Source organism: Mesorhizobium sp. B2-3-2 (assembly GCF_006442295.1).
GTDB lineage: Bacteria > Pseudomonadota > Alphaproteobacteria > Rhizobiales > Rhizobiaceae > Mesorhizobium.
The window spans coordinates 1-16,016 of the sequence record NZ_VFWA01000026.1; the positions used below are offsets into that span (position 1 = coordinate 1).

At 61.5% G+C, this 16,016-nt stretch carries 27 protein-coding genes; 9 read left to right on the top strand and 18 right to left on the bottom strand.

Features of this window, described 5'->3' with window-relative positions; translation table 11 throughout:
• Positions 1-76: 76 nt before the first annotated feature.
• From FJ964_RS30210 to FJ964_RS30290, 17 genes are all read right to left on the bottom strand, one after another.
• The gene (locus FJ964_RS30210) at positions 77-1,144 is read right to left on the bottom strand and encodes a site-specific integrase (RefSeq protein ID WP_140554340.1); all 1,068 of its coding nucleotides are present in this window, start codon (positions 1,142-1,144) and stop codon (positions 77-79) included.
• A 5-nt stretch (positions 1,145-1,149) separates the two neighbouring features.
• Positions 1,150-1,401, bottom strand: a complete 252-nt coding sequence (locus FJ964_RS30215; RefSeq protein ID WP_140554342.1) for a hypothetical protein — start codon at positions 1,399-1,401, stop codon at positions 1,150-1,152.
• On the bottom strand, positions 1,398-1,901 hold the full coding sequence (locus tag FJ964_RS30220; RefSeq protein WP_140554343.1) for a hypothetical protein: 504 nt from the start codon (positions 1,899-1,901) through the stop codon (positions 1,398-1,400). The genes FJ964_RS30215 and FJ964_RS30220 overlap by 4 nt, the downstream gene beginning before the upstream one ends.
• The gene (locus tag FJ964_RS30225; protein ID WP_140554345.1) at positions 1,898-2,134 is read right to left on the bottom strand and encodes a hypothetical protein; all 237 of its coding nucleotides are present in this window, start codon (positions 2,132-2,134) and stop codon (positions 1,898-1,900) included. The genes FJ964_RS30220 and FJ964_RS30225 overlap by 4 nt, the downstream gene beginning before the upstream one ends.
• Positions 2,131-2,970 (bottom strand): hypothetical protein, encoded by an 840-nt coding sequence (locus FJ964_RS30230; protein WP_140554346.1) that lies wholly within the window; start codon positions 2,968-2,970, stop codon positions 2,131-2,133. Before FJ964_RS30230 ends, FJ964_RS30225 begins: the two co-directional genes overlap by 4 nt.
• Positions 2,967-3,401, bottom strand: a complete 435-nt coding sequence (locus FJ964_RS30235; RefSeq protein WP_140554348.1) for a hypothetical protein — start codon at positions 3,399-3,401, stop codon at positions 2,967-2,969. Before FJ964_RS30235 ends, FJ964_RS30230 begins: the two co-directional genes overlap by 4 nt.
• Positions 3,398-3,787 carry a hypothetical protein gene (locus FJ964_RS30240; RefSeq protein WP_140554349.1) on the bottom strand — a complete coding sequence of 130 codons (390 nt, stop codon included), beginning with the start codon at positions 3,785-3,787 and terminating at the stop codon, positions 3,398-3,400. Before FJ964_RS30240 ends, FJ964_RS30235 begins: the two co-directional genes overlap by 4 nt.
• Complete coding sequence (locus FJ964_RS30245; protein ID WP_140554351.1) at positions 3,784-4,155, bottom strand: HNH endonuclease signature motif containing protein; 372 nt, start codon at positions 4,153-4,155, stop codon at positions 3,784-3,786. The genes FJ964_RS30240 and FJ964_RS30245 overlap by 4 nt, the downstream gene beginning before the upstream one ends.
• Positions 4,155-5,111 carry a DUF5131 family protein gene (locus FJ964_RS30250; RefSeq protein WP_140554352.1) on the bottom strand — a complete coding sequence of 319 codons (957 nt, stop codon included), beginning with the start codon at positions 5,109-5,111 and terminating at the stop codon, positions 4,155-4,157. The genes FJ964_RS30245 and FJ964_RS30250 overlap by 1 nt, the downstream gene beginning before the upstream one ends.
• Entirely contained in the window at positions 5,111-6,529 is a 1,419-nt protein-coding gene (locus tag FJ964_RS30255) for an AAA family ATPase (RefSeq protein ID WP_140554354.1), read from the bottom strand. Before FJ964_RS30255 ends, FJ964_RS30250 begins: the two co-directional genes overlap by 1 nt.
• Positions 6,526-7,542, bottom strand: a complete 1,017-nt coding sequence (locus FJ964_RS30260; protein ID WP_140554355.1) for a PD-(D/E)XK nuclease-like domain-containing protein — start codon at positions 7,540-7,542, stop codon at positions 6,526-6,528. Before FJ964_RS30260 ends, FJ964_RS30255 begins: the two co-directional genes overlap by 4 nt.
• 109 nt (positions 7,543-7,651) lie before the next feature.
• On the bottom strand, positions 7,652-7,843 hold the full coding sequence (locus FJ964_RS30265) for a hypothetical protein (RefSeq protein WP_140554357.1): 192 nt from the start codon (positions 7,841-7,843) through the stop codon (positions 7,652-7,654).
• Positions 7,843-8,013 carry a hypothetical protein gene (locus FJ964_RS31165; protein ID WP_181172665.1) on the bottom strand — a complete coding sequence of 57 codons (171 nt, stop codon included), beginning with the start codon at positions 8,011-8,013 and terminating at the stop codon, positions 7,843-7,845. The genes FJ964_RS30265 and FJ964_RS31165 overlap by 1 nt, the downstream gene beginning before the upstream one ends.
• On the bottom strand, positions 8,010-8,372 hold the full coding sequence (locus tag FJ964_RS30270; RefSeq protein WP_140554359.1) for a hypothetical protein: 363 nt from the start codon (positions 8,370-8,372) through the stop codon (positions 8,010-8,012). The genes FJ964_RS31165 and FJ964_RS30270 overlap by 4 nt, the downstream gene beginning before the upstream one ends.
• Positions 8,369-8,593 carry a hypothetical protein gene (locus tag FJ964_RS30275; protein ID WP_140554360.1) on the bottom strand — a complete coding sequence of 75 codons (225 nt, stop codon included), beginning with the start codon at positions 8,591-8,593 and terminating at the stop codon, positions 8,369-8,371. Before FJ964_RS30275 ends, FJ964_RS30270 begins: the two co-directional genes overlap by 4 nt.
• Positions 8,594-9,597: 1,004 nt before the next feature.
• Positions 9,598-9,813, bottom strand: a complete 216-nt coding sequence (locus tag FJ964_RS30285; protein ID WP_140554362.1) for an Arc family DNA-binding protein — start codon at positions 9,811-9,813, stop codon at positions 9,598-9,600.
• Positions 9,814-10,275: 462 nt separating this feature from the next.
• Positions 10,276-10,605 carry a helix-turn-helix transcriptional regulator gene (locus tag FJ964_RS30290; RefSeq protein ID WP_181172667.1) on the bottom strand — a complete coding sequence of 110 codons (330 nt, stop codon included), beginning with the start codon at positions 10,603-10,605 and terminating at the stop codon, positions 10,276-10,278.
• Positions 10,606-10,701: 96 nt separating this feature from the next.
• Here FJ964_RS30290 and FJ964_RS30295 point away from each other — a divergent pair, with 96 nt between their 5' ends.
• From FJ964_RS30295 to FJ964_RS31170, 8 genes are all read left to right on the top strand, one after another.
• Positions 10,702-10,932, top strand: coding sequence for a helix-turn-helix domain-containing protein (locus FJ964_RS30295; protein ID WP_140554365.1), 231 nt, complete (start codon positions 10,702-10,704; stop codon positions 10,930-10,932).
• Positions 10,929-12,311 (top strand): MT-A70 family methyltransferase, encoded by a 1,383-nt coding sequence (locus FJ964_RS31620; RefSeq protein ID WP_246676233.1) that lies wholly within the window; start codon positions 10,929-10,931, stop codon positions 12,309-12,311. Before FJ964_RS30295 ends, FJ964_RS31620 begins: the two co-directional genes overlap by 4 nt.
• The gene (locus FJ964_RS30305; RefSeq protein WP_140554366.1) at positions 12,308-12,502 is read left to right on the top strand and encodes a hypothetical protein; all 195 of its coding nucleotides are present in this window, start codon (positions 12,308-12,310) and stop codon (positions 12,500-12,502) included. Before FJ964_RS31620 ends, FJ964_RS30305 begins: the two co-directional genes overlap by 4 nt.
• Entirely contained in the window at positions 12,499-12,681 is a 183-nt protein-coding gene (locus FJ964_RS30310; RefSeq protein ID WP_140554368.1) for a hypothetical protein, read from the top strand. The genes FJ964_RS30305 and FJ964_RS30310 overlap by 4 nt, the downstream gene beginning before the upstream one ends.
• Positions 12,682-12,826: 145 nt before the next feature.
• A complete protein-coding gene (locus tag FJ964_RS30315) occupies positions 12,827-13,246 on the top strand; it encodes a hypothetical protein (RefSeq protein WP_140554369.1) in 420 nt (139 codons plus the stop codon).
• A 24-nt stretch (positions 13,247-13,270) separates the two neighbouring features.
• Positions 13,271-13,858, top strand: coding sequence for a hypothetical protein (locus tag FJ964_RS30320; protein WP_140554371.1), 588 nt, complete (start codon positions 13,271-13,273; stop codon positions 13,856-13,858).
• Positions 13,859-13,887: 29 nt separating this feature from the next.
• Entirely contained in the window at positions 13,888-14,220 is a 333-nt protein-coding gene (locus FJ964_RS30325; RefSeq protein WP_140554372.1) for a hypothetical protein, read from the top strand.
• 35 nt (positions 14,221-14,255) lie between these two features.
• Positions 14,256-14,774 carry a hypothetical protein gene (locus FJ964_RS31170; protein ID WP_181172668.1) on the top strand — a complete coding sequence of 173 codons (519 nt, stop codon included), beginning with the start codon at positions 14,256-14,258 and terminating at the stop codon, positions 14,772-14,774.
• Between the two features lie 149 nt (positions 14,775-14,923).
• Here the strand turns inward: FJ964_RS31170 and FJ964_RS31625 are convergent, their stop codons facing one another.
• Entirely contained in the window at positions 14,924-15,280 is a 357-nt protein-coding gene (locus FJ964_RS31625; RefSeq protein ID WP_246676234.1) for a hypothetical protein, read from the bottom strand.
• On the opposite strand from FJ964_RS31625, the gene FJ964_RS31630 reads away from it, so the two are divergent.
• A complete protein-coding gene (locus FJ964_RS31630) occupies positions 15,279-16,016 on the top strand; it encodes a hypothetical protein (RefSeq protein WP_246676235.1) in 738 nt (245 codons plus the stop codon). The genes FJ964_RS31625 and FJ964_RS31630 overlap by 2 nt on opposite strands.

Below are 16,016 nucleotides of genomic sequence, written 5' to 3' on the forward strand. Positions count from 1 at the left end.
AGTCCCTCCGGGCCCACCAGTCGCCTTGTTTTCCAAGGCTTCCAGCATAGGTTAGACAACCCGGTTAGACAATCGGTTAGACAAACCGTTTGAGCAGCTTCGACATCCCGTCCACAGCAAGTCGCTCCTGCTCCGCGTCCTTGCTGTACAATTCCACATGGTCCAAGTCGTCGTGACCTAGAATGCCGGCCGACTGCTTCGACGTGGCGCCTTCCTCCGCCAGGTATTTGCCGAGCGTCTTCCGTAGGCCATGCAGCGTGCAGCCGGGGCCCATCTCGGCCATGTTCGTCCAGTGCGCCATCATGCCCGTAAGCGATTTCTCCGAGAATGAATTGCCGTAGGCGTTCGAAATCACGGTGTCCGTTCGCCTTGGCAGATCGATGAGAGCGGCTTTGAGCATTGGCAGCATGAGCAGGCGCAACACCTTGCCAGTCTTCGCCTGGCGAACCGTGATGCGATCCTTCACGAAGTCAACATCCGACCATAACTGTGCCGCCACGTCGCCGCGCCGGTTCCCGGTCCAAAGCGCCAGCGCGTAGGTTGCCCTCGGCATTGTGCCGTTCGGCCATCGCGCCTCGAACTGCGCCCGCTCCTCTTCCGTCCATGCCCGCCAGCCGGTATATTCCGGCCTCCAGCCAATTTTCAGCGACGGATCGTATTCGATCCAGTCTTGATCCAAGGCCTCGGTGATCAGCCGGCGTACCGCTGTGAGGATGTGTTTGGCCTTGTGCGGCGTATCGCCATGCTCTTTCAGGATCAGCTTGACGTGGCGGCGACGAAGGTCGGAAACCGGGATCTTCGCCCAAGTCGTCGGGTCGCCCTCGGCAACTTTCGAGTTGAGAAATTCCTTGGTCAGGCGCTCGTTCTTGTATTTCGTCGCCTCGTCCAGCTTGCGCCACTCGATTCCCTTCTGGACAAGCCTCCAGGCGTCGGCGAAGCTTTTGGGGATGATCGCCTTCGGATGGACGACGATCTCCGCCTGACGGGGCTCTCTGCCCTCCAGGGCGGCTGAATAGGCTTCCTCGAACGCCGGGTGGCCAGGAACTTCCGGCAGATAGATGGATTTTCCCGCCCGCCGAAAGCGATATCGGGTTGTGCCGTGCCTGTCCTTGAACGGCGAGACATAGGGGTATCCATCCATCATCGCATCTAAGCCGCACGATTGCGCCCCGACAAGATGCGATCGATCTTGTTACCGTCATCCCCAGGCAGATCGGTAAAGAAGGCGTCGAGCTGGATCCTGTCCCAAAGGGTGCGGCTGTTCGCGCGCTTCGGTCTCGGCATCCTGCCATCGGCCACCATCTCATCGAAGAGCGTCGGCCCCACGCCGATATAGCGGGCCGCCTCCTCGCGGTTGAGCCCGCGTGGGGGGTATGCGATGTTGTCGGGCGCCCTGCTCATTCCATACCCTCGTGCTGGGGGCGGGGAGCGGCGCCCTGCTCCTCTGAAGGGGAGAGAGCGCGGGCGGCGCGGCGGAAGTCGCCAGCATGGCAATGGGCTACGAACACGTCTTCGTATTTGACGCCAAGCCATGTGCTGTCGGGCAGCGATGGGTCGATATCGTTGGGGCGCCCGAACGGCTCCAGCGCTTTCCTCAGCCTTTCGATCTCCTCTTGGGAAGAGGCGAGGGCGGATTCTGCCTTTTCGGCGCGGGCCGTAGCGTTGTCGAGTGCGGACACCCATTCTCTGTCGAACAACCCGTCTCGGGCATATTGTGGGTCAAGTTTGCCATTGTCTCGGGTGTAAGTTAGCCAGCCGGCTTCATAAGCTTTCCGCAAGGCATCGTTGCACATGCCAACAGCGTAGGACTTGCGGTTGTCGGCGTAGCGGACCGCCATCCAGTGGATGTCGCGGACGATGCTGCGCGCTTCGTCGCGCTCGGCCTTCAATTTTGCGCTCATTCTGGCTTGCTCCCAGAGGTGAGGGCGAGACGGCCGAGTTCGGTGAGACGAGCAAAGCCTAAAAGGCAGCCGCTATGTGGATTGGTGCGCGAGACAAGCCCCAACACTACTAGCGTGTCGGCAGTACGCGCTTGAACGCCGTCCCAGATCGGCGCGCCCTGACCGCTACCATCGCTGAACGTATAGTCGGCTGCACGCTTCAACATGGTCCTCTGCGCTTCTGTCAGCCTCATGGCAGCGATCCTTGCGGGGCGGACCGAGCTTTGGCGACGGCGCGATATGCATTGTGCCACTCCTTCGGCGTCTCGTTGCCGTAGCCGCGTTCGATAAGCCTGTCTGCCAGATCAAGAGCGGCGAAGGCTTCTTCCGCTCCTGGAGTCACAGGGGGAAGGGTAGTGCGGTCGAGGGCGGAGAGCCGGGCGTTGAACAGATCGGCAAGCAAGCATGCCATCCGACGCGTCCAAATCTTGTCGCCTCGATCTGACAAATCTGGCGGCTCTGTATCCAGAATGATCTTCTCGACCTCATTGACTGTCACCGCCTGTGTGGGGGAAGCGGGCTTTTCGTAGGGGGTCATGGGCCAACCATCCTTTGCTTGACGAAAGTTGGCGGCGACTTCGGAAAATGCTCCATCGTGGGCCAACACCCATTCATAGAGATCGTCGGTTTCGTCCTTGTCGCCGAGCTCGTACTTCACCCGCAACGACTTGATCTCGCGATGGCGCATTTGCAGCCACTGTTCGAAACTGGCAAGATCGCGGACGCTGGTATGCACCTCCCATCTGGCAAGCGGCGTATCGCCGGCCAGAAGCTTCGAAAGCGGGATCATGCCTGCCGCTTCCATGCGCTCATCAAGGCTCGCCTCCACCCCCTCTGTCGCCTCACCATCCCGTAGGGCGCGGCGGTTCCATGCGGCGATGGCGTCGTCCCATTCCTCGCGGGTGGATTTGATGCACCGATGCTCATCAATGCCCAGTCCGCCGCGCTGATCGAGGTTGAACAAAATGTTTGCCATCAGTTTTCCCGCGCGAATTAGCTTCTCGTCCGGCGTCTTCGCATCCTGGGTCATGTACGGGATCCTTGGGCTTTGGCGAGATGAGAAAGCGCCTCGGTCCAGTCGGGGAAGAATTCGCACTGAGGCAGGCAATGGAAGACGTTTTCGCGCCAGCCGATGACGATTGTCCGCTTGCCGAGTGCAAGGGCCATGCCGTGCTCGACATGCCGCCCGCCACGCGTTTTGGTCTCGCGTGGCACTTCGATGAAGGAAATGACCCAATCGGCTTCTAGGAGGTCGGCAAAGTCCTCCTGAGCATAACGAATCCGCTCTGCTTCATGAGCCTCGGTAGACCCTTCCTTGGTCAACTCGTGGCCGCCGTTGATCCAGCGTGACGTGACGACATAGCCAAGCGCTGCCAAGTCCTCCCGGACCTTCTGCATCTCCGGGAAACGGGAATAGCGTGAGGCGAGGTAAATCTTCTCGGGCTTCGGTGCTTCGGTCACTGTGCGCTCCTGACTGCTGAGCGGGCGGCAATTCGATCTGGCGAAACCTTTTCGGCGAGTTCGGACAGGGGATCGATGCGCTCATGCTCGGCTATCGTCATCTTCGGCACGGCGATGGTCAGGCCGTAGCGATCCTCCCATGTGTCGCGCCATGTCGTGTAGTTGTCCTGCGTAACATTTTCAGCCTCGGCGATTGCCGGCGCGAGTTCTGGATGTAGAGCGATGATCACTGGCTGCGCCTCGCGGCTGATGCGTGGGATCTGATGCGTGTACACGCTTTCACCGGTCATCCAGTTGAGAACCTGGTAGACGCCGCCAATCTCACCCATAAGCACCCCGGTGATGGTCGACAGAACGTCTCGTGTCGGGAATTCCTTCGTCGTCATGTCGTTGTCCTCGATGCGTAGATGAGCTTGGGAGCGAGCTGCTGCCTTGCCTCGCGGGGTGGCTTGCTGGATTTGGGGAAGGCCGGCCCGCGAAGCTTGCCGGCAGGGCGGATGGCGCCGCTGGCCTTGTCACGCTGTCTGTCGGCCTTGCGGGTGCGGCGCAGGTCGTCGGCCGACTTGGCGGCATGACAGACCCGGCAAAGCACCTGTGCGTTCGCCAGTACCGGTTCGCCGCCCAAGATATCGGACAGGATGTGGTCGATCTCGCCTTCGCCAGGCTTCAGCGCGGCGGTGCATTTCTCGCACTTGCCGGCTGATCGAGCGATTGCCGCGGCCTTGACCTTGCGGGGGAACTCGCGGCGGGCCATCAGCGCACCGCCGGTCTGGCATCATGTTCGATGCCGTCAAGCAGCCGGCCAGACCGGTGCTTGCCGACCTTGATCATCGCCTTGCCGTCGATGAATTTTTGCTGTTCCTGGATCTTCGGCGGAAGGTCATTCCAAGCCATGCCGATATGATCGAAGTCCGAGAACTCGCCGTTTTGCTTGTGGTGGTACGCCACGCCAGCAGCGGCGCATTGATCACGAAGGCTGCGATACCAGGCAGGATGAGTCGGCCGCGCATTGTGTCCTCCCTGGTCCGTCTCGCCGCCAGTGATCCACCAGCCGATGGCCGGAATCTTGGGCCAACCGTCCGCGCCTATCTTGATCCCGTTCTCCCATCGCTCGCCGTCGGCCGGATGCTGCGTGAGCGGATCGCCATTCATCCAGGGTGACAGATCGCCGAGATCGCCAAGCAATGGCTCGCAACTTGCGAACAAGAACAGCGGCCGAAGCCCAGCGGCGACGACGAGGTGAGGAAGGTTCTGTTTGACACGCTCGCGATCCTCGACCGTCGACCCGAAGGCGATGTTCGGTGGCATGAAGCCAACCGCCTTGACCATCTTCACGATGTTTTGCGGGCGCTTCGTCAGGAGCAGCCAGACGAGGTTCGGGGTGGCGCGGATCAAATCGAATAGGTCGGCTCGCCACTCGGCCGGAACCTGGTTGTCGAACACGTCGGCCAGTGAGGAGCAGAACACGAACGGGCGTGTCCCTGCCTCAGCAGCGCGCTTATTCCAGCGGATCGGTTGATGCCAGTTGCCGGCGGACGTCCGAACGCGCGTGCCGTTTCCTTTGCCTGGCGCGCCCCACTCAACGCGGCCGTAGCGCTTGTCCATCAGCGCCTCGGCATAGCAACCGTCGCACGCCGGCGAGACCTTGGTACATCCAATCCATGGATTGAAGGTGTGATCGCACCATGAAATTGCGGTGATCTCTCCCATCACATAATTCCTTCCAGGTACCGCCGCGCCGCGTCGGCCTGCAACTCACCCTTGACCACCTTGTCGGCGGTCTCGAAGCATGCCTTCACAAAGTCCAGCTTGGCGGGAAGCGCCTCTTTCCATGCGTTCTTGGCGAACTCGACATTGGCCCGGCGCTGCCTGGGGTCTGGCACGGTGGCGTCGGTCGCCAGCGCCATGAACTTGTCGAGGCATTCGGCCATCAAGCTCTTTGTGATGAGATCGGAGGCCGGCGCCGCGGTATCGGGATGATCCGCTTCTGGCTCGCCGGCCTCCTCCGCCGCACTCGCGGGTTCGTTGGCAGCGACGGAACTCTCAACCTCGCCGTCGCTGCCTTCACCGCCGACGCTGGAGTCGCCGGCTGGTTCTTCATTGGTGGTTTGCTGCTCGCCAGCCGCCGCGCCAGACATCGTTGCGGTCTCGCGGATGACATGGGCGCGGTCAAAGCCGCCGTCCTCTGGTGACGCTCCCTGTGCGTTGGCAAGGCGTTCTTCCAGAGACTTGTCGGAATGCTCAGCAAGCTCGGCCGCCATGAGGTCGCGAGCTGCGGCTACCGACTTGAAAGTGTCCTTCAGGGCTTCCATGGTTTTCTGCCGCGACGGCGGCAGGCCCTTCCACCAGTCGGCCAGCGCCTTCGTGCCGAGATTGGCGGCGTTCAGACCGGACAAGCGATCAGCCTTGAATACCGGGTCGATTGCCGTGCCCTTGTCCGACCACATGCGGACGGCGTTGCCACTGGCAATGGTGATCTGCTGCCCTTCCTGAAATCCGCCGCGCAAGTCGTCGGGGCACTTCTGCATGAAAGGAACGTGGGTTCCTTCCTCCAGCATCATGGAAACCGTCATCTCGTAGATGAACGATTTCTCCTGAACTACGACGAAACCCTGGTTGACGATCTCAGTCTTCCCATTTGCGCCCTTTACCTGCGCGACCTTTTCCTTGACCCGGCAGCAGAAGATGAGATGCGCCTTGGTCTGGAGAAGTTCGTTCATCAGTCGCTTGTGGGCGCCTTTCGGCTTCTTCCAGCAGTGCAGACCGGCGCGCTTGGTCGCCTCCTCGATCTCCTCGGCTTGCTCCAGGACACCACCCGTGCCTTCCCATTCGTGGGAAATGCTGTCGATGATGATCGCGGTGTAGCCGGCATCCTGAAAGGCGTTGATCGCTTCGATATACCGGGCCGAGGTGAAAGGTGGGTCCATGTCGATGACGTCGAAACCGCCGCCGACATCGGCATAGAAGCGTGACCGCTTGTTCTCTGTGTCGATGAAACCGATCTTGCCTTCGGGACCGACAAGACCGCGCGCATAGAGGATGGCGCTGTAGGTCTTGCCCGATCCGGACGGGCCGGCAATCGAGGTCAGAGTGAATGTCTTCTCACGAACGGCGCGCTCGATCTTCATGCTGCTTTTCCTTTGAGAGCGGGCAACGTGGGATCGTTTTCGTTCCGATCAGACCACCACTGCGGCGCGGACCATGTCCGCATGTTGTCGAGATAGGTCGGCCAGTCGTTGGCCTTCAGGCACTCGGCGAAGACGTTCAGCGCCCGCCGGTTCTGCCGCATGGCCGTGTGGATATCGCCGTTGTCGAGCGGCTTGATATTGAAGGCGTAGGGATAGCTGGTCTCGACGAACAGCAAGACCGCCTCATTGACCTGACGCTGGCCGACTTCCTCGAGGCAGGTGATCGCCAAAGCCATCTGCTGGAGATAGCCGTAGTTGATGATCGACCGTCCGATCGCGACCTGGGAAGCATCGTTGCACGTCTTGAGGTCCGCGATGATGGTGTCGCGCGGGATGCTGTCGGGCCGCGACTTCACCCAGACGCCGGTTTTAGCGTCCTTGGTAATGATGGAGCGCTCGATGCGGCCGCGCAGCAGGTCGACCGCGACCGGGTTCTTTGACAACCGCTCCGCCATGCCGTGGATGTCGGCGACCTGTGATTTCAGCAGGACGGTCTTGCCTTCGGCGCGGCGCGCGGCGAGCCATTCCTTGCAGGCATTGGCGTTGCCGGACCAAGGCTTCCACTTGCCGGCGTCATCCTCGTAGGTTTCGGGCCGGACCACATAGTCATCGCGAAAGCCGTCTTCGGACAGAAGCAGCGTGTGAACCGCTCGGCCGAAGTCCAGGGACGGCGTCGACGCTTCCTCTTCCGGCCGATCCGGGTTCAGGTAAGACGTCGCGAAATAGTGCAGCGGTGACCGGTTCTCGATCTCGCGCAACCCGCTGGAGGAAATGGATGGGCCGACGGTTAACTGATCATGGTAGGCGTCCATCGGGATCTTGCGATAGATCCCCGGCTCGCTAATCAGCTTGCCATCCCAGTCGCGATCGCCGCGGCGGCCCTGCACAATGTTCGCGGCGATGGCGCCCAGGCTCTCGAACTTGTCTTCCGTGATATCGATGCGGTGGTTCATCTCGGTTGCTCCATTGCTGCGACGACGAGATAGCTGGCGATGAGGATCATCCGTGCGGTTCTGGGGTGGTAGACAAGCCAGTCGACGGCATGGGTGAGGGCGGTTTGCATCAGGCGGCCGCCTTCTGTTCGGCTTCCACCCGGTCGAGCAGCACCATCGCGCTATCGGCATGCGCCTTGGCGAGGATCAGGCTGCTCTCGGTGGGGATGAGGTTGCAGAGGCGATCGGTCTGCCAGTGCTCGATCCAGCCTTTGAGGTCTGTCAGGTGGTCGCGGATCGCTTTGGTGTCGGGGTGGGGCATCACTCATCCTCCGCGTAGTTGTCGAGGAGGTCTTGTTTCGCCTCGGCTTCGGTCCTGCCGTAGCCATAGTGCCCGCGCTCTTCTTCGCCGTCGAAGTAGGCGCACCAGTCGAAATCCCGGATCGGTATTGGCGGGTAGACGTGCGAGGTGACGATCGGGCGTTCCATCACGCAGCCTCCCTGACCCAAAGCTGCCTGCCGAAGCGGCGGAAGTACCTCGCCAGCACCATAGTCTGCTTGGCGCGGCGGAGGTCGCCAGCGCGGTTCTGCTGGCGCCAGTTCGGCATGTTCCGGTAGAAGGCGAGGAAGCGCTTGGCGTCCTCGATAGCCTCGGCGGTGCAAAGGCTCGGCCGGATCGCGGCGAAGAACATTCCCGGCTCAGCCTTCATCTGGTCGACGATGCGCTTGCGCTCGAAGTGACCGGCTCGGGCCTGACGGATGCCGGACTGGCGGATGCGCTCGAACGCTTCGAGCATGGCCGGGCTGTCGCCGAGGTAGCCGGACTGGCGGGCGAGGGTCAGGGCGCTCATGCCGACACCCGTGCGAATGGCTGGTTGGAGCAATCCTCGTCGGACTGGTAGATGACCGCGCTCGGCTTGACCTGCGTGGTGAGGCTGTCAAAGCGCCACCCAGTCATACGGCTGACGACCATCTTGGCTTCGATCTCGCTCTCGGCGTCGATGCGCATGACGAAATCGCGAGTGGCCTCACGGCAGACGGTGAAAATGCGGGTGGCGGCTGCGGCGTTCATCTCGTCTCCTCAATCTCCGGAGGCCGGTGCCTCTTCGGTGTTGGGGAGAGTTGTAACGCGCAACGTGACAGGCAGTCAAGCACTTTGTCACGTCAAGCGTAACAATATTTTGACACGTCACGAATCCCGTGCCAAAAGATAGCCCCGGTCGGAGTGATCCGCCGGGGCGCAGGTCGATGAAATAAGTCACCGCTTATGTATCAAACCGGAAAGGTTGACGCAAGCGGAACATCACCTGCGAGCGGCGACGATGGTGCAATCCCATTGCCGGGTAAGCCGCAAGCGCGGGTGTCGAAAGCTCCTACCGTGCTACCGGAAAGTGAGGGCTGGCTATCCGAGAGGACGTCAATGGGGCTCTGCCTAGGCTCGTCCGAAGTGTGAGAACTCCAGAGCGACACCCAAGCCGTTCGGGCGCAGCCTGTACGGTTAGGGTGTCCTATGGAGATACCCAGGTCTAAACCGAGTGTGAAAACTGAAGAACAGGGCAAAGGAATGGATGAGAGAGAACAGAAGGTAGTACTATAGAAGTTCCTGACCTTTCACGGAATAGAGCTTCTTCCATGGGCGCGATTGCCGCTTTTTGGCCGGCGTTTCAGGCGGTTTTTCCCATCAATTTCCGACAAAGTGAACCCCGACCGCAAGCCATGGACATCCGGTCTGGTTGCCCGCCTGGCTGAGTATGTCGCCAGCCTCAATGCGTCAGACTTCGCGAAGGACGAAACAGCGCGAGCTGTCCATGTCGCCAAAAAATACCGCAAATTAAACCGTGTCCGATCCTTCCTTTTGGGTTGGGAGTGGAGGCAGGTTCGCTATGAGGTGCTTCGTGATCGGGGCGCCCGTTGCGAGCTATGTGGCGCTACCTCTGCCGATTGCAGGATCGAGGTTGACCACATAAAGCCGATCTCGAAACACTGGGATCTTCGCCTCGACAAAGCGAACCTCCAGATTCTGTGCCGTGACTGCAATATGGGCAAAGGCAACCGAAGCGCCGACGATTTCAGATCCTAACCGCCAGATCCCCTGTCAAGAATAGAAATGGCTTCGGTCAGCAATTTCGCAGCGGCCCGCCGGTCGTCGTCGCCTGGTCCAAACGATCGCTCAAGCCTGGCGGCGATTTCCGCATTCATGCTTTGCCCGTTTTCCGCAGCCGTGATCTTGAGCTGCTTGATGAGCGAAGGTGACAGGCGAATATGGATTGTCAGGCGATCTTGCGGCGGCATTCCGCCCTTATGAACGGAATCGAGGCGCCCCGAAATCAGTCCACCGGTGCTACAAATGTCCCATACATGCTATATGTTATCCCCGCTATCCACAGGGCGATTGTTACAGTTGGATACATCCTGTTAACGGCGCTCGAATGGTTCTATTCGTACGGTCCGTACCAAAATGGGACGGAAGCAAATATTAGCAATCTCGTAAACAACAAGAACAAAAGAGGTTAGGGATCAGGAGTGGAGACTGCGGTAAAGGCCAACGGGCCTAGCAGACGGATAGTGATTTCAGGATTATTTGCTACTGCGGCCGCTCCAGCAGCGGCAATGCCAAGCAATGATCTGCACGAGTCGGTACGGCGGGATGCCGAAGCTCTGGCGGCTTCGATGAAGGCGCTGCATGGTGGTCAATGGTCTGTCCGCGTCAATCACGAGATGCAATTGGTCTTGGTTATCTCGGAAGGGTGATCCTCACCCGGTCTGTGCCAGAGCTCGCAACACGCGGACCGCCTGGTCGCGGTTCTGGTCATTGATTAGCCGGAGAAGATCCACGACTTCGCCGTCCTTGGTCGGGTCGACCGTGAGCAGGTCCGTTACGGAGACTTCCAGCGCCTCGGCGATCGCTTCGAGGATATCCTGGCTGTAGGGCTGTTCGTATTTCTCGATCCGCTGGATATTGGCATGCGAGGTGAGCAGCACGCCAGGTTCGGTCTCCATACGCTCGGCAAGGCGCCGCAGCGAAAGGCCACGCTTCTTTCGCCACTCCCGAATGTAGTGCTTGCCGAGCTCTCTCTTTGCCATGGTAAGCATTATACCGCGCCTCTGTAACGTTGTGGTCACGCTAGACGTGACAGAATTATCTTGACGGTTGTCACGGTTGGCGTTACAAGTGCCGTCATGGCTATAGATCATCCCCTCGTCGAATTCTCGAAGCGCACCGGAAAATCCATCACGGCGATAGCCAAGGATGCCGGGTGCAGCCGCATGACGCTGTACCGGGTCATGAGCGGCGACAACACGACGCGCGACCAGCTCCAGCGCATCAGCGCGGCGACAGATGGCGAGGTGAAGGTCACCGACCTGCTTACTGAAGCGCGGGCGGTCCCCGCCCAGGAGAACGCAGTATGATCCGTACCGCATCCGTCGGCGATCATCCGCCAAGCGCTCTTGCAAAGTACGATGCGGCGGTCCGCGCTCTGTCCGAAGCCAAGTCGGTCGATGAGGTGAAAGACCTCCGCGACAAGGCCGAAGCCATGCGCGCCTACGCCCGCCAGGCAAAGAACAAGGATCTGGAGGCAGACGCCGCCGAGATACGCATCCGCGCCGAGCGCCGGCTTGGCGAGCTGATAGCAGCGCAGAAGGCGACGGTTGGCCTCAATCGCGGGATGGCTGGCTCGGTCAGTGGTGCCGCGAAGGAACCACTGAAGGATGTCAGGCCGACACTGGCCGAAGCTGGCATCGACAAGAAGCTTTCCGCCCGCGCCCAGAAAATGGCCGCAGTGCCTGCCGCCGAGTTCGAATCCATGGTCGGCGAGTGGCGCGAGCGCGTCGAGGCCGAGAATGAGCGCGTCACCACGAACCTGCTTGCCGCTGGCGAGAAGAAACTCAGCCGCGATGAAAAGGAAGCCGCGCTCGCTGACAAGATGAAGGCGGCTGCGGAATCGCTCGGGCAGGGGACGTTCGGCGTGATCCTGGCTGACCCGCCGTGGCGCTTCGAACCCTACAGCCGGCAGACCGGCATGGATCGCGCGGCCGATAATCACTATCCGACGATGGACGTCGACGCGATCGCCGCGCTGGAAGTTCCGGCCGCCGCCGACTGCGCGCTGTTCCTCTGGGCAACATCGCCGATGATCCGCGAAGCCCTGTTCGTCATGGCGGCGTGGGGCTTCGAATACAAGTCGCAACTGATCTGGCTGAAGGATCGGATCGGGACCGGCTACTGGGCTCGCAACAAGCACGAAATCCTGCTCATCGGGACGCGCGGCGATATCCCGGCGCCATCCCCCGGCACTCAGCCGGAAAGCGTGATCGCGGCCGCCGTCGGCGCGCACAGCGAAAAGCCTATCGCGTTCCATGAGATCATCGAACGCATTTATCCAAATCTCCCACGCCTCGAGATGTTCGCCCGCGCCACACGGCCAGGCTGGAACGGATGGGGTGCGGAGGCTGAGGCAGGCCGGTTCGACTCCGGCTCGTTGACCGAGATCGCGGTGAAATCGCAGGTTCAAGTCCTGCCCGACGTCGCCTCCGGGGACGTTAAGGGAGGCCCCACCGGTATGGGGCGGTCTGACAGCCGGGAAAGACCGGCACCTGATCCCAATTCGTCCGCCACCTCCTCCCGGCAGGCGAGTAAGCCCGAGACGGCATCTCCTCCCGCCGTCTCGGGCGCCCAATTCAAGCCGAAGCCGCTCCGTCCTCATTGCCTCAATCCAGACCTGTGCGCCGGCTCTGGCCGCGAACATTGCCACGCCTGCAAGAAGGCGATGGCGAGCGAGGCCGCATGAACACGGCAAATCAGCGCGCCGCAGCCCATCAGGACCGCGACCCGATCGCCCTGACCGAGAAATATTCCATTCGCCCATATGCGATGATCGTACCTAACCGGACAGCGCTCGGCACCAGCTTCATGACCGAGAAGGCGCAATACCATCTCGTCTCGCTGCCGATGTTGAGCATCCAGGAGCGAGGCGCATGACCTGGCTCGCCGCCTCACTCTATGCGCTTGGCGTAATCGGCGCGGCTGCGGCCGTAGGGCGGGATGTGCCCGCGGGCCTGCGTGAATGGGTCGTCATCGTTGGCTGGCCGCTGGCGGTTGCCTATGCGGTCGCGTCCGTTCCTGTTTCCAAGTTCCGGGCGAGGTCTCTTCGCCCATGAGAAAAGTTCAAGCTGCGCCTTCGTCCGTCCCTGCAAGTTCGATCGATTGCGCATCTCTCTTCGTCCCTTTTCTGCCGTTCAGCATCGTGCCGTTCGGCTCAGTCGCTCTCTCTGACGGACACAGAGTAGGCGAAAGGAAACCATCATGTCCGACATCAGAGGTGTCGAAAATGACACCAAGAGTGGCGAGTTAAACATGCGTGCGCTTGTTGATACCGAAGGGCTGTCTGTCCCTGAAAAGGCTGAGTTCTGGCTGCACGGCCTGGCTTGGGCAAAGCATCGCGGACGGCACGACACATGGACCGCCGCCCGGGATCGCGCGGCGAAAGAGGCGGGAATCGCCTCGACCATCGCCAAGCGAATTTGGCAGCGGTTCGAGGGAATGAACGACGTCAGTGGCAAGGCGCTGCTGAAATTGATGCTGGCATACGAGGACGCCTGCCAGCGGAACGAAGAAGCCGTCGCCGCCTACCGCGCCGAGCGGCTCAACCTGAAAGCACAACGACATGCGGTGGATAACCAGCGCGCTCGCGAGAGCGTGGGAGAGAGCCGCGCTCGCGATTGAGCGCCTGAGAAGGAGAAGGTGAGCATGACGAAATCCAAGGCGAAGGCAGCGGCGGCCGGCGAGGGCCACAACACGGACCTGGCGGAGAAGGACCGGAAAGTCCTGTTCTTCATCAACCGCAAGGACTGGCTGGAGGCGATGACCGCCAAGAAGGCGGCGGATGCCAAGGTCAAGCAGGTCGGCAAGGCGATCAAGGCGGATCTCGGCAAATACGGCCTCGACCAGATCAAGGCCTATGAGCAGGCGCAGACGCCGGAAGGCCTCGCCGAACTGAAGGCGCGGCGCGATGCCGATCTTCAGGCCATGCGGTTCGCCGGTGTGCCGGTCAACACCCAACTCGACATCTTCCTCGACAGGGCGCCGCTGACAGAGCGGGCTTATACCGAGGGCGAGGAAGCCGGCCTTCGCGGAGACACACTGGCGAATCCCTACAACGAGGCTTCGACCGAGGGGCAGGAGTTTGCCCGCGGCTGGCATGACGGGCAGGGCGCCTTGTTCGCCGGCATCAAGAAGAAGCAGGAGACGGCGGCCGACGAACTCATCAAGGCCGCTGACGGCGATGAAGATCCATTCGACTTCGAAGACGAAGACGGCGAGGAGCAGGCGGCATGAGCGCGATACCCAAAAACCTGGAAGCCCACTTGGCCGAGGCGATCGACGCCGAACTCGCGAAAGGCTTCAGCCCGGAAGATCAGGTAGAGCGGCTGGCAGCTTGCCATCGCGGCATGGTCGCCAAAGGCCAGCAGCGCATCGCCGACACGCGCAAGGCGCTGAAAGCCCGCCTTGCCGGCTATGAGGCCGACATGCGCGCCCTGAAGGCCGACATGCGCGCCCTGAAGGCCGCATATGACCGGGACACGGTGTATCTGGCCGAACTGATCGCCGAGGCCAAGGACAAGGCCGCGCGCGACACCGAAGCGGACAAGCGGATCGTGGCGGCCAGCAAGGCAGCGCTCTTTGCTTTGGCGGAGTAGGGGTTTTGGTCATCCTCGGGTTGGATATTGCCACTGTGACCGGCTTCGCCTGGTACGAGCCGGGCTCCTCGCTGGCCTCTATCAAGACCGGCCTCATCAAGGCGGCCGGCGACAATGCCGAGGAGAAAGCGGCTTCGCTCGCAACACAGATGGTCGCCATGTTCAAGCCGGGCCGGCCTGACTTCGTGGCGATCGAGCAGCCCATGCGCAATGTCGTCTCCTTCAAGAAGAAGCGGCAGGATTTCGGCGGCGAGGTCGAGGAGCAGACCATCAATCCGAATGCGCTCCAGCTTTCCAGCCTTGCCGGCGCGGCGATCGCCATCATCGCGGCCTATCGCATTCCTTGGGAGTGCGTGGCTTCGTCGACATGGCGGAAACACTTCCTCGGCATGGGGCGATCACCCGGCTTCGATCGCGCCATGTGGAAGCGCGCGGCAATCGAACGCTGTCGCCTATTGAAGATCGAGGTGAAGAACGCGGACGCCGCGGAAGCGGTCGGCATAGCGATGGCCGGCGAGGCCTGTCAGCGGTTCAAGATGGCGAGGGCAGCGTGAACCATGTGGCTGTTCGTTCCAAACATCTCGACATCCTCTCCATCTGCACCGGAGGAGGAGGCCTCGATCTCGGCATCGAGCTGGCAATTCCAAGCGCTCGCTCAGTCGTGCTCGTGGAGAGGGAAGCTTTCGCCGTCGCGCAACTGGTTTCAGCGATGGAAGCGGGACTCCTGCATCCGGCTCCTATTTGGAGTGATGCCAAGTCCTTCGACGGCCTCCGCTGGCGTGGATGCGTGGACGGCCTCATTGGCGGCATCCCGTGCCAAGGTCATAGTCTTGCCGGCAAAAAGCGGGGAAGCCTCGACGAGCGCGATCTCTGGTCTCCGGCCCGCCGCATCATCGTCCAGGCCCGCCCTTGGTTCGTCCTCATCGAAAACGTCGGCGGCATGCTCTCGCCGGGGGATGACGACATCGCTGGCGCGGAAAGAGTTCGTCGAGACCTTCTCAAGCTGGGTTTTGCGGTTGAGGGAGGATTGTTCACGGCGGCGGAAGTCGGCGCGAGCCATGAGCGCGAGCGCATCTTCATCCTCGGCGTGGCCGACGCCGGACTCGGGGAACTTCGGGGACGGGCACGACCCAGAAGCATTCTTCGCGAGACGCGAGGAAGTGAAGGCGAAGGGGATCAACGGCAATGGGATGGGGACGCCTCTAGCTGTCGCAGCAGCGGCATTCCAGGCGTCGGCCTGGCCGACGCCTACAGCGAACGACTGGAAGGGCAGCGGACCGACGCTGGAGCGTTCCGACGGGAAGATGCGCGGGGACAGGCTGGACTATGCGACGGAGCAGGTATGGCAGGCGTCGACCTGGTCGACGCCTCGCGCAACGGATGGGGAGAAGGGCGGGCCGAACCAAGCCTTTGGAGCGGGCGGTCAACCACTGCCAGCCCAAGCGTCACAATGGGCGACGCCGCGGTCGAACGAGAGCGGCCAGTGGCAGAACGCGAACCTTCAGCAGACCAAGCAGACCTTGACGCTGACGGGGCAAGCCATGGCTATCTATTCCCCCCTGGCCCGAGTGACAGTGAAAACTGGCAAGCCGCACTTGAAAGAGCGCCGGAGCTTGAACCCGCTTTTCGTCGAGTGGCTGATGGGCTGGCCTCCCGGCTGGACATTGCTCGCGTGGACCGACTTCGCATGCTCGGCAACGGCGTTGTCCCGCTTCAAGCAGCGTATGCGGTTCGCACTCTCGCAACTCGCCTCGCCGACCGCGGCTCCCCCGGCGCAGCTCGCCTTGTTCGGATGA

Excerpts from the sequence above, each read along its gene's own strand:
- FJ964_RS30320 (WP_140554371.1), top strand. The coding sequence starts at position 13,271 with ATGACGAAATCCAAGGCGAAGGCAGCGGCGGCCGGCGAGGGCCACAAC.
- FJ964_RS30270 (WP_140554359.1), bottom strand. The coding sequence starts at position 8,372 with ATGAGCGCCCTGACCCTCGCCCGCCAGTCCGGCTACCTCGGCGACAGC.
- FJ964_RS30255 (WP_140554354.1), bottom strand. The coding sequence starts at position 6,529 with ATGAAGATCGAGCGCGCCGTTCGTGAGAAGACATTCACTCTGACCTCG.
- FJ964_RS30245 (WP_140554351.1), bottom strand. The coding sequence starts at position 4,155 with ATGGCCCGCCGCGAGTTCCCCCGCAAGGTCAAGGCCGCGGCAATCGCT.
- FJ964_RS30305 (WP_140554366.1), top strand. The coding sequence starts at position 12,308 with ATGAACACGGCAAATCAGCGCGCCGCAGCCCATCAGGACCGCGACCCG.
- FJ964_RS30285 (WP_140554362.1), bottom strand. The coding sequence starts at position 9,813 with ATGCCGCCGCAAGATCGCCTGACAATCCATATTCGCCTGTCACCTTCG.
- FJ964_RS30275 (WP_140554360.1), bottom strand. The coding sequence starts at position 8,593 with ATGAACGCCGCAGCCGCCACCCGCATTTTCACCGTCTGCCGTGAGGCC.
- FJ964_RS30210 (WP_140554340.1), bottom strand. The coding sequence starts at position 1,144 with ATGATGGATGGATACCCCTATGTCTCGCCGTTCAAGGACAGGCACGGC.
- FJ964_RS30315 (WP_140554369.1), top strand. The coding sequence starts at position 12,827 with ATGTCCGACATCAGAGGTGTCGAAAATGACACCAAGAGTGGCGAGTTA.
- FJ964_RS30225 (WP_140554345.1), bottom strand. The coding sequence starts at position 2,134 with ATGAGGCTGACAGAAGCGCAGAGGACCATGTTGAAGCGTGCAGCCGAC.
- FJ964_RS30295 (WP_140554365.1), top strand. The coding sequence starts at position 10,702 with ATGGCTATAGATCATCCCCTCGTCGAATTCTCGAAGCGCACCGGAAAA.
- FJ964_RS30220 (WP_140554343.1), bottom strand. The coding sequence starts at position 1,901 with ATGAGCGCAAAATTGAAGGCCGAGCGCGACGAAGCGCGCAGCATCGTC.
- FJ964_RS30240 (WP_140554349.1), bottom strand. The coding sequence starts at position 3,787 with ATGACGACGAAGGAATTCCCGACACGAGACGTTCTGTCGACCATCACC.
- FJ964_RS30265 (WP_140554357.1), bottom strand. The coding sequence starts at position 7,843 with ATGCCCCACCCCGACACCAAAGCGATCCGCGACCACCTGACAGACCTC.
- FJ964_RS30310 (WP_140554368.1), top strand. The coding sequence starts at position 12,499 with ATGACCTGGCTCGCCGCCTCACTCTATGCGCTTGGCGTAATCGGCGCG.
- FJ964_RS30260 (WP_140554355.1), bottom strand. The coding sequence starts at position 7,542 with ATGAACCACCGCATCGATATCACGGAAGACAAGTTCGAGAGCCTGGGC.
- FJ964_RS31620 (WP_246676233.1), top strand. The coding sequence starts at position 10,929 with ATGATCCGTACCGCATCCGTCGGCGATCATCCGCCAAGCGCTCTTGCA.
- FJ964_RS30250 (WP_140554352.1), bottom strand. The coding sequence starts at position 5,111 with ATGGGAGAGATCACCGCAATTTCATGGTGCGATCACACCTTCAATCCA.
- FJ964_RS31625 (WP_246676234.1), bottom strand. The coding sequence starts at position 15,280 with ATGGCTCGCGCCGACTTCCGCCGCCGTGAACAATCCTCCCTCAACCGC.
- FJ964_RS30230 (WP_140554346.1), bottom strand. The coding sequence starts at position 2,970 with ATGACCCAGGATGCGAAGACGCCGGACGAGAAGCTAATTCGCGCGGGA.
- FJ964_RS30290 (WP_181172667.1), bottom strand. The coding sequence starts at position 10,605 with ATGGCAAAGAGAGAGCTCGGCAAGCACTACATTCGGGAGTGGCGAAAG.
- FJ964_RS30215 (WP_140554342.1), bottom strand. The coding sequence starts at position 1,401 with ATGAGCAGGGCGCCCGACAACATCGCATACCCCCCACGCGGGCTCAAC.
- FJ964_RS31630 (WP_246676235.1), top strand. The coding sequence starts at position 15,279 with ATGAGCGCGAGCGCATCTTCATCCTCGGCGTGGCCGACGCCGGACTCG.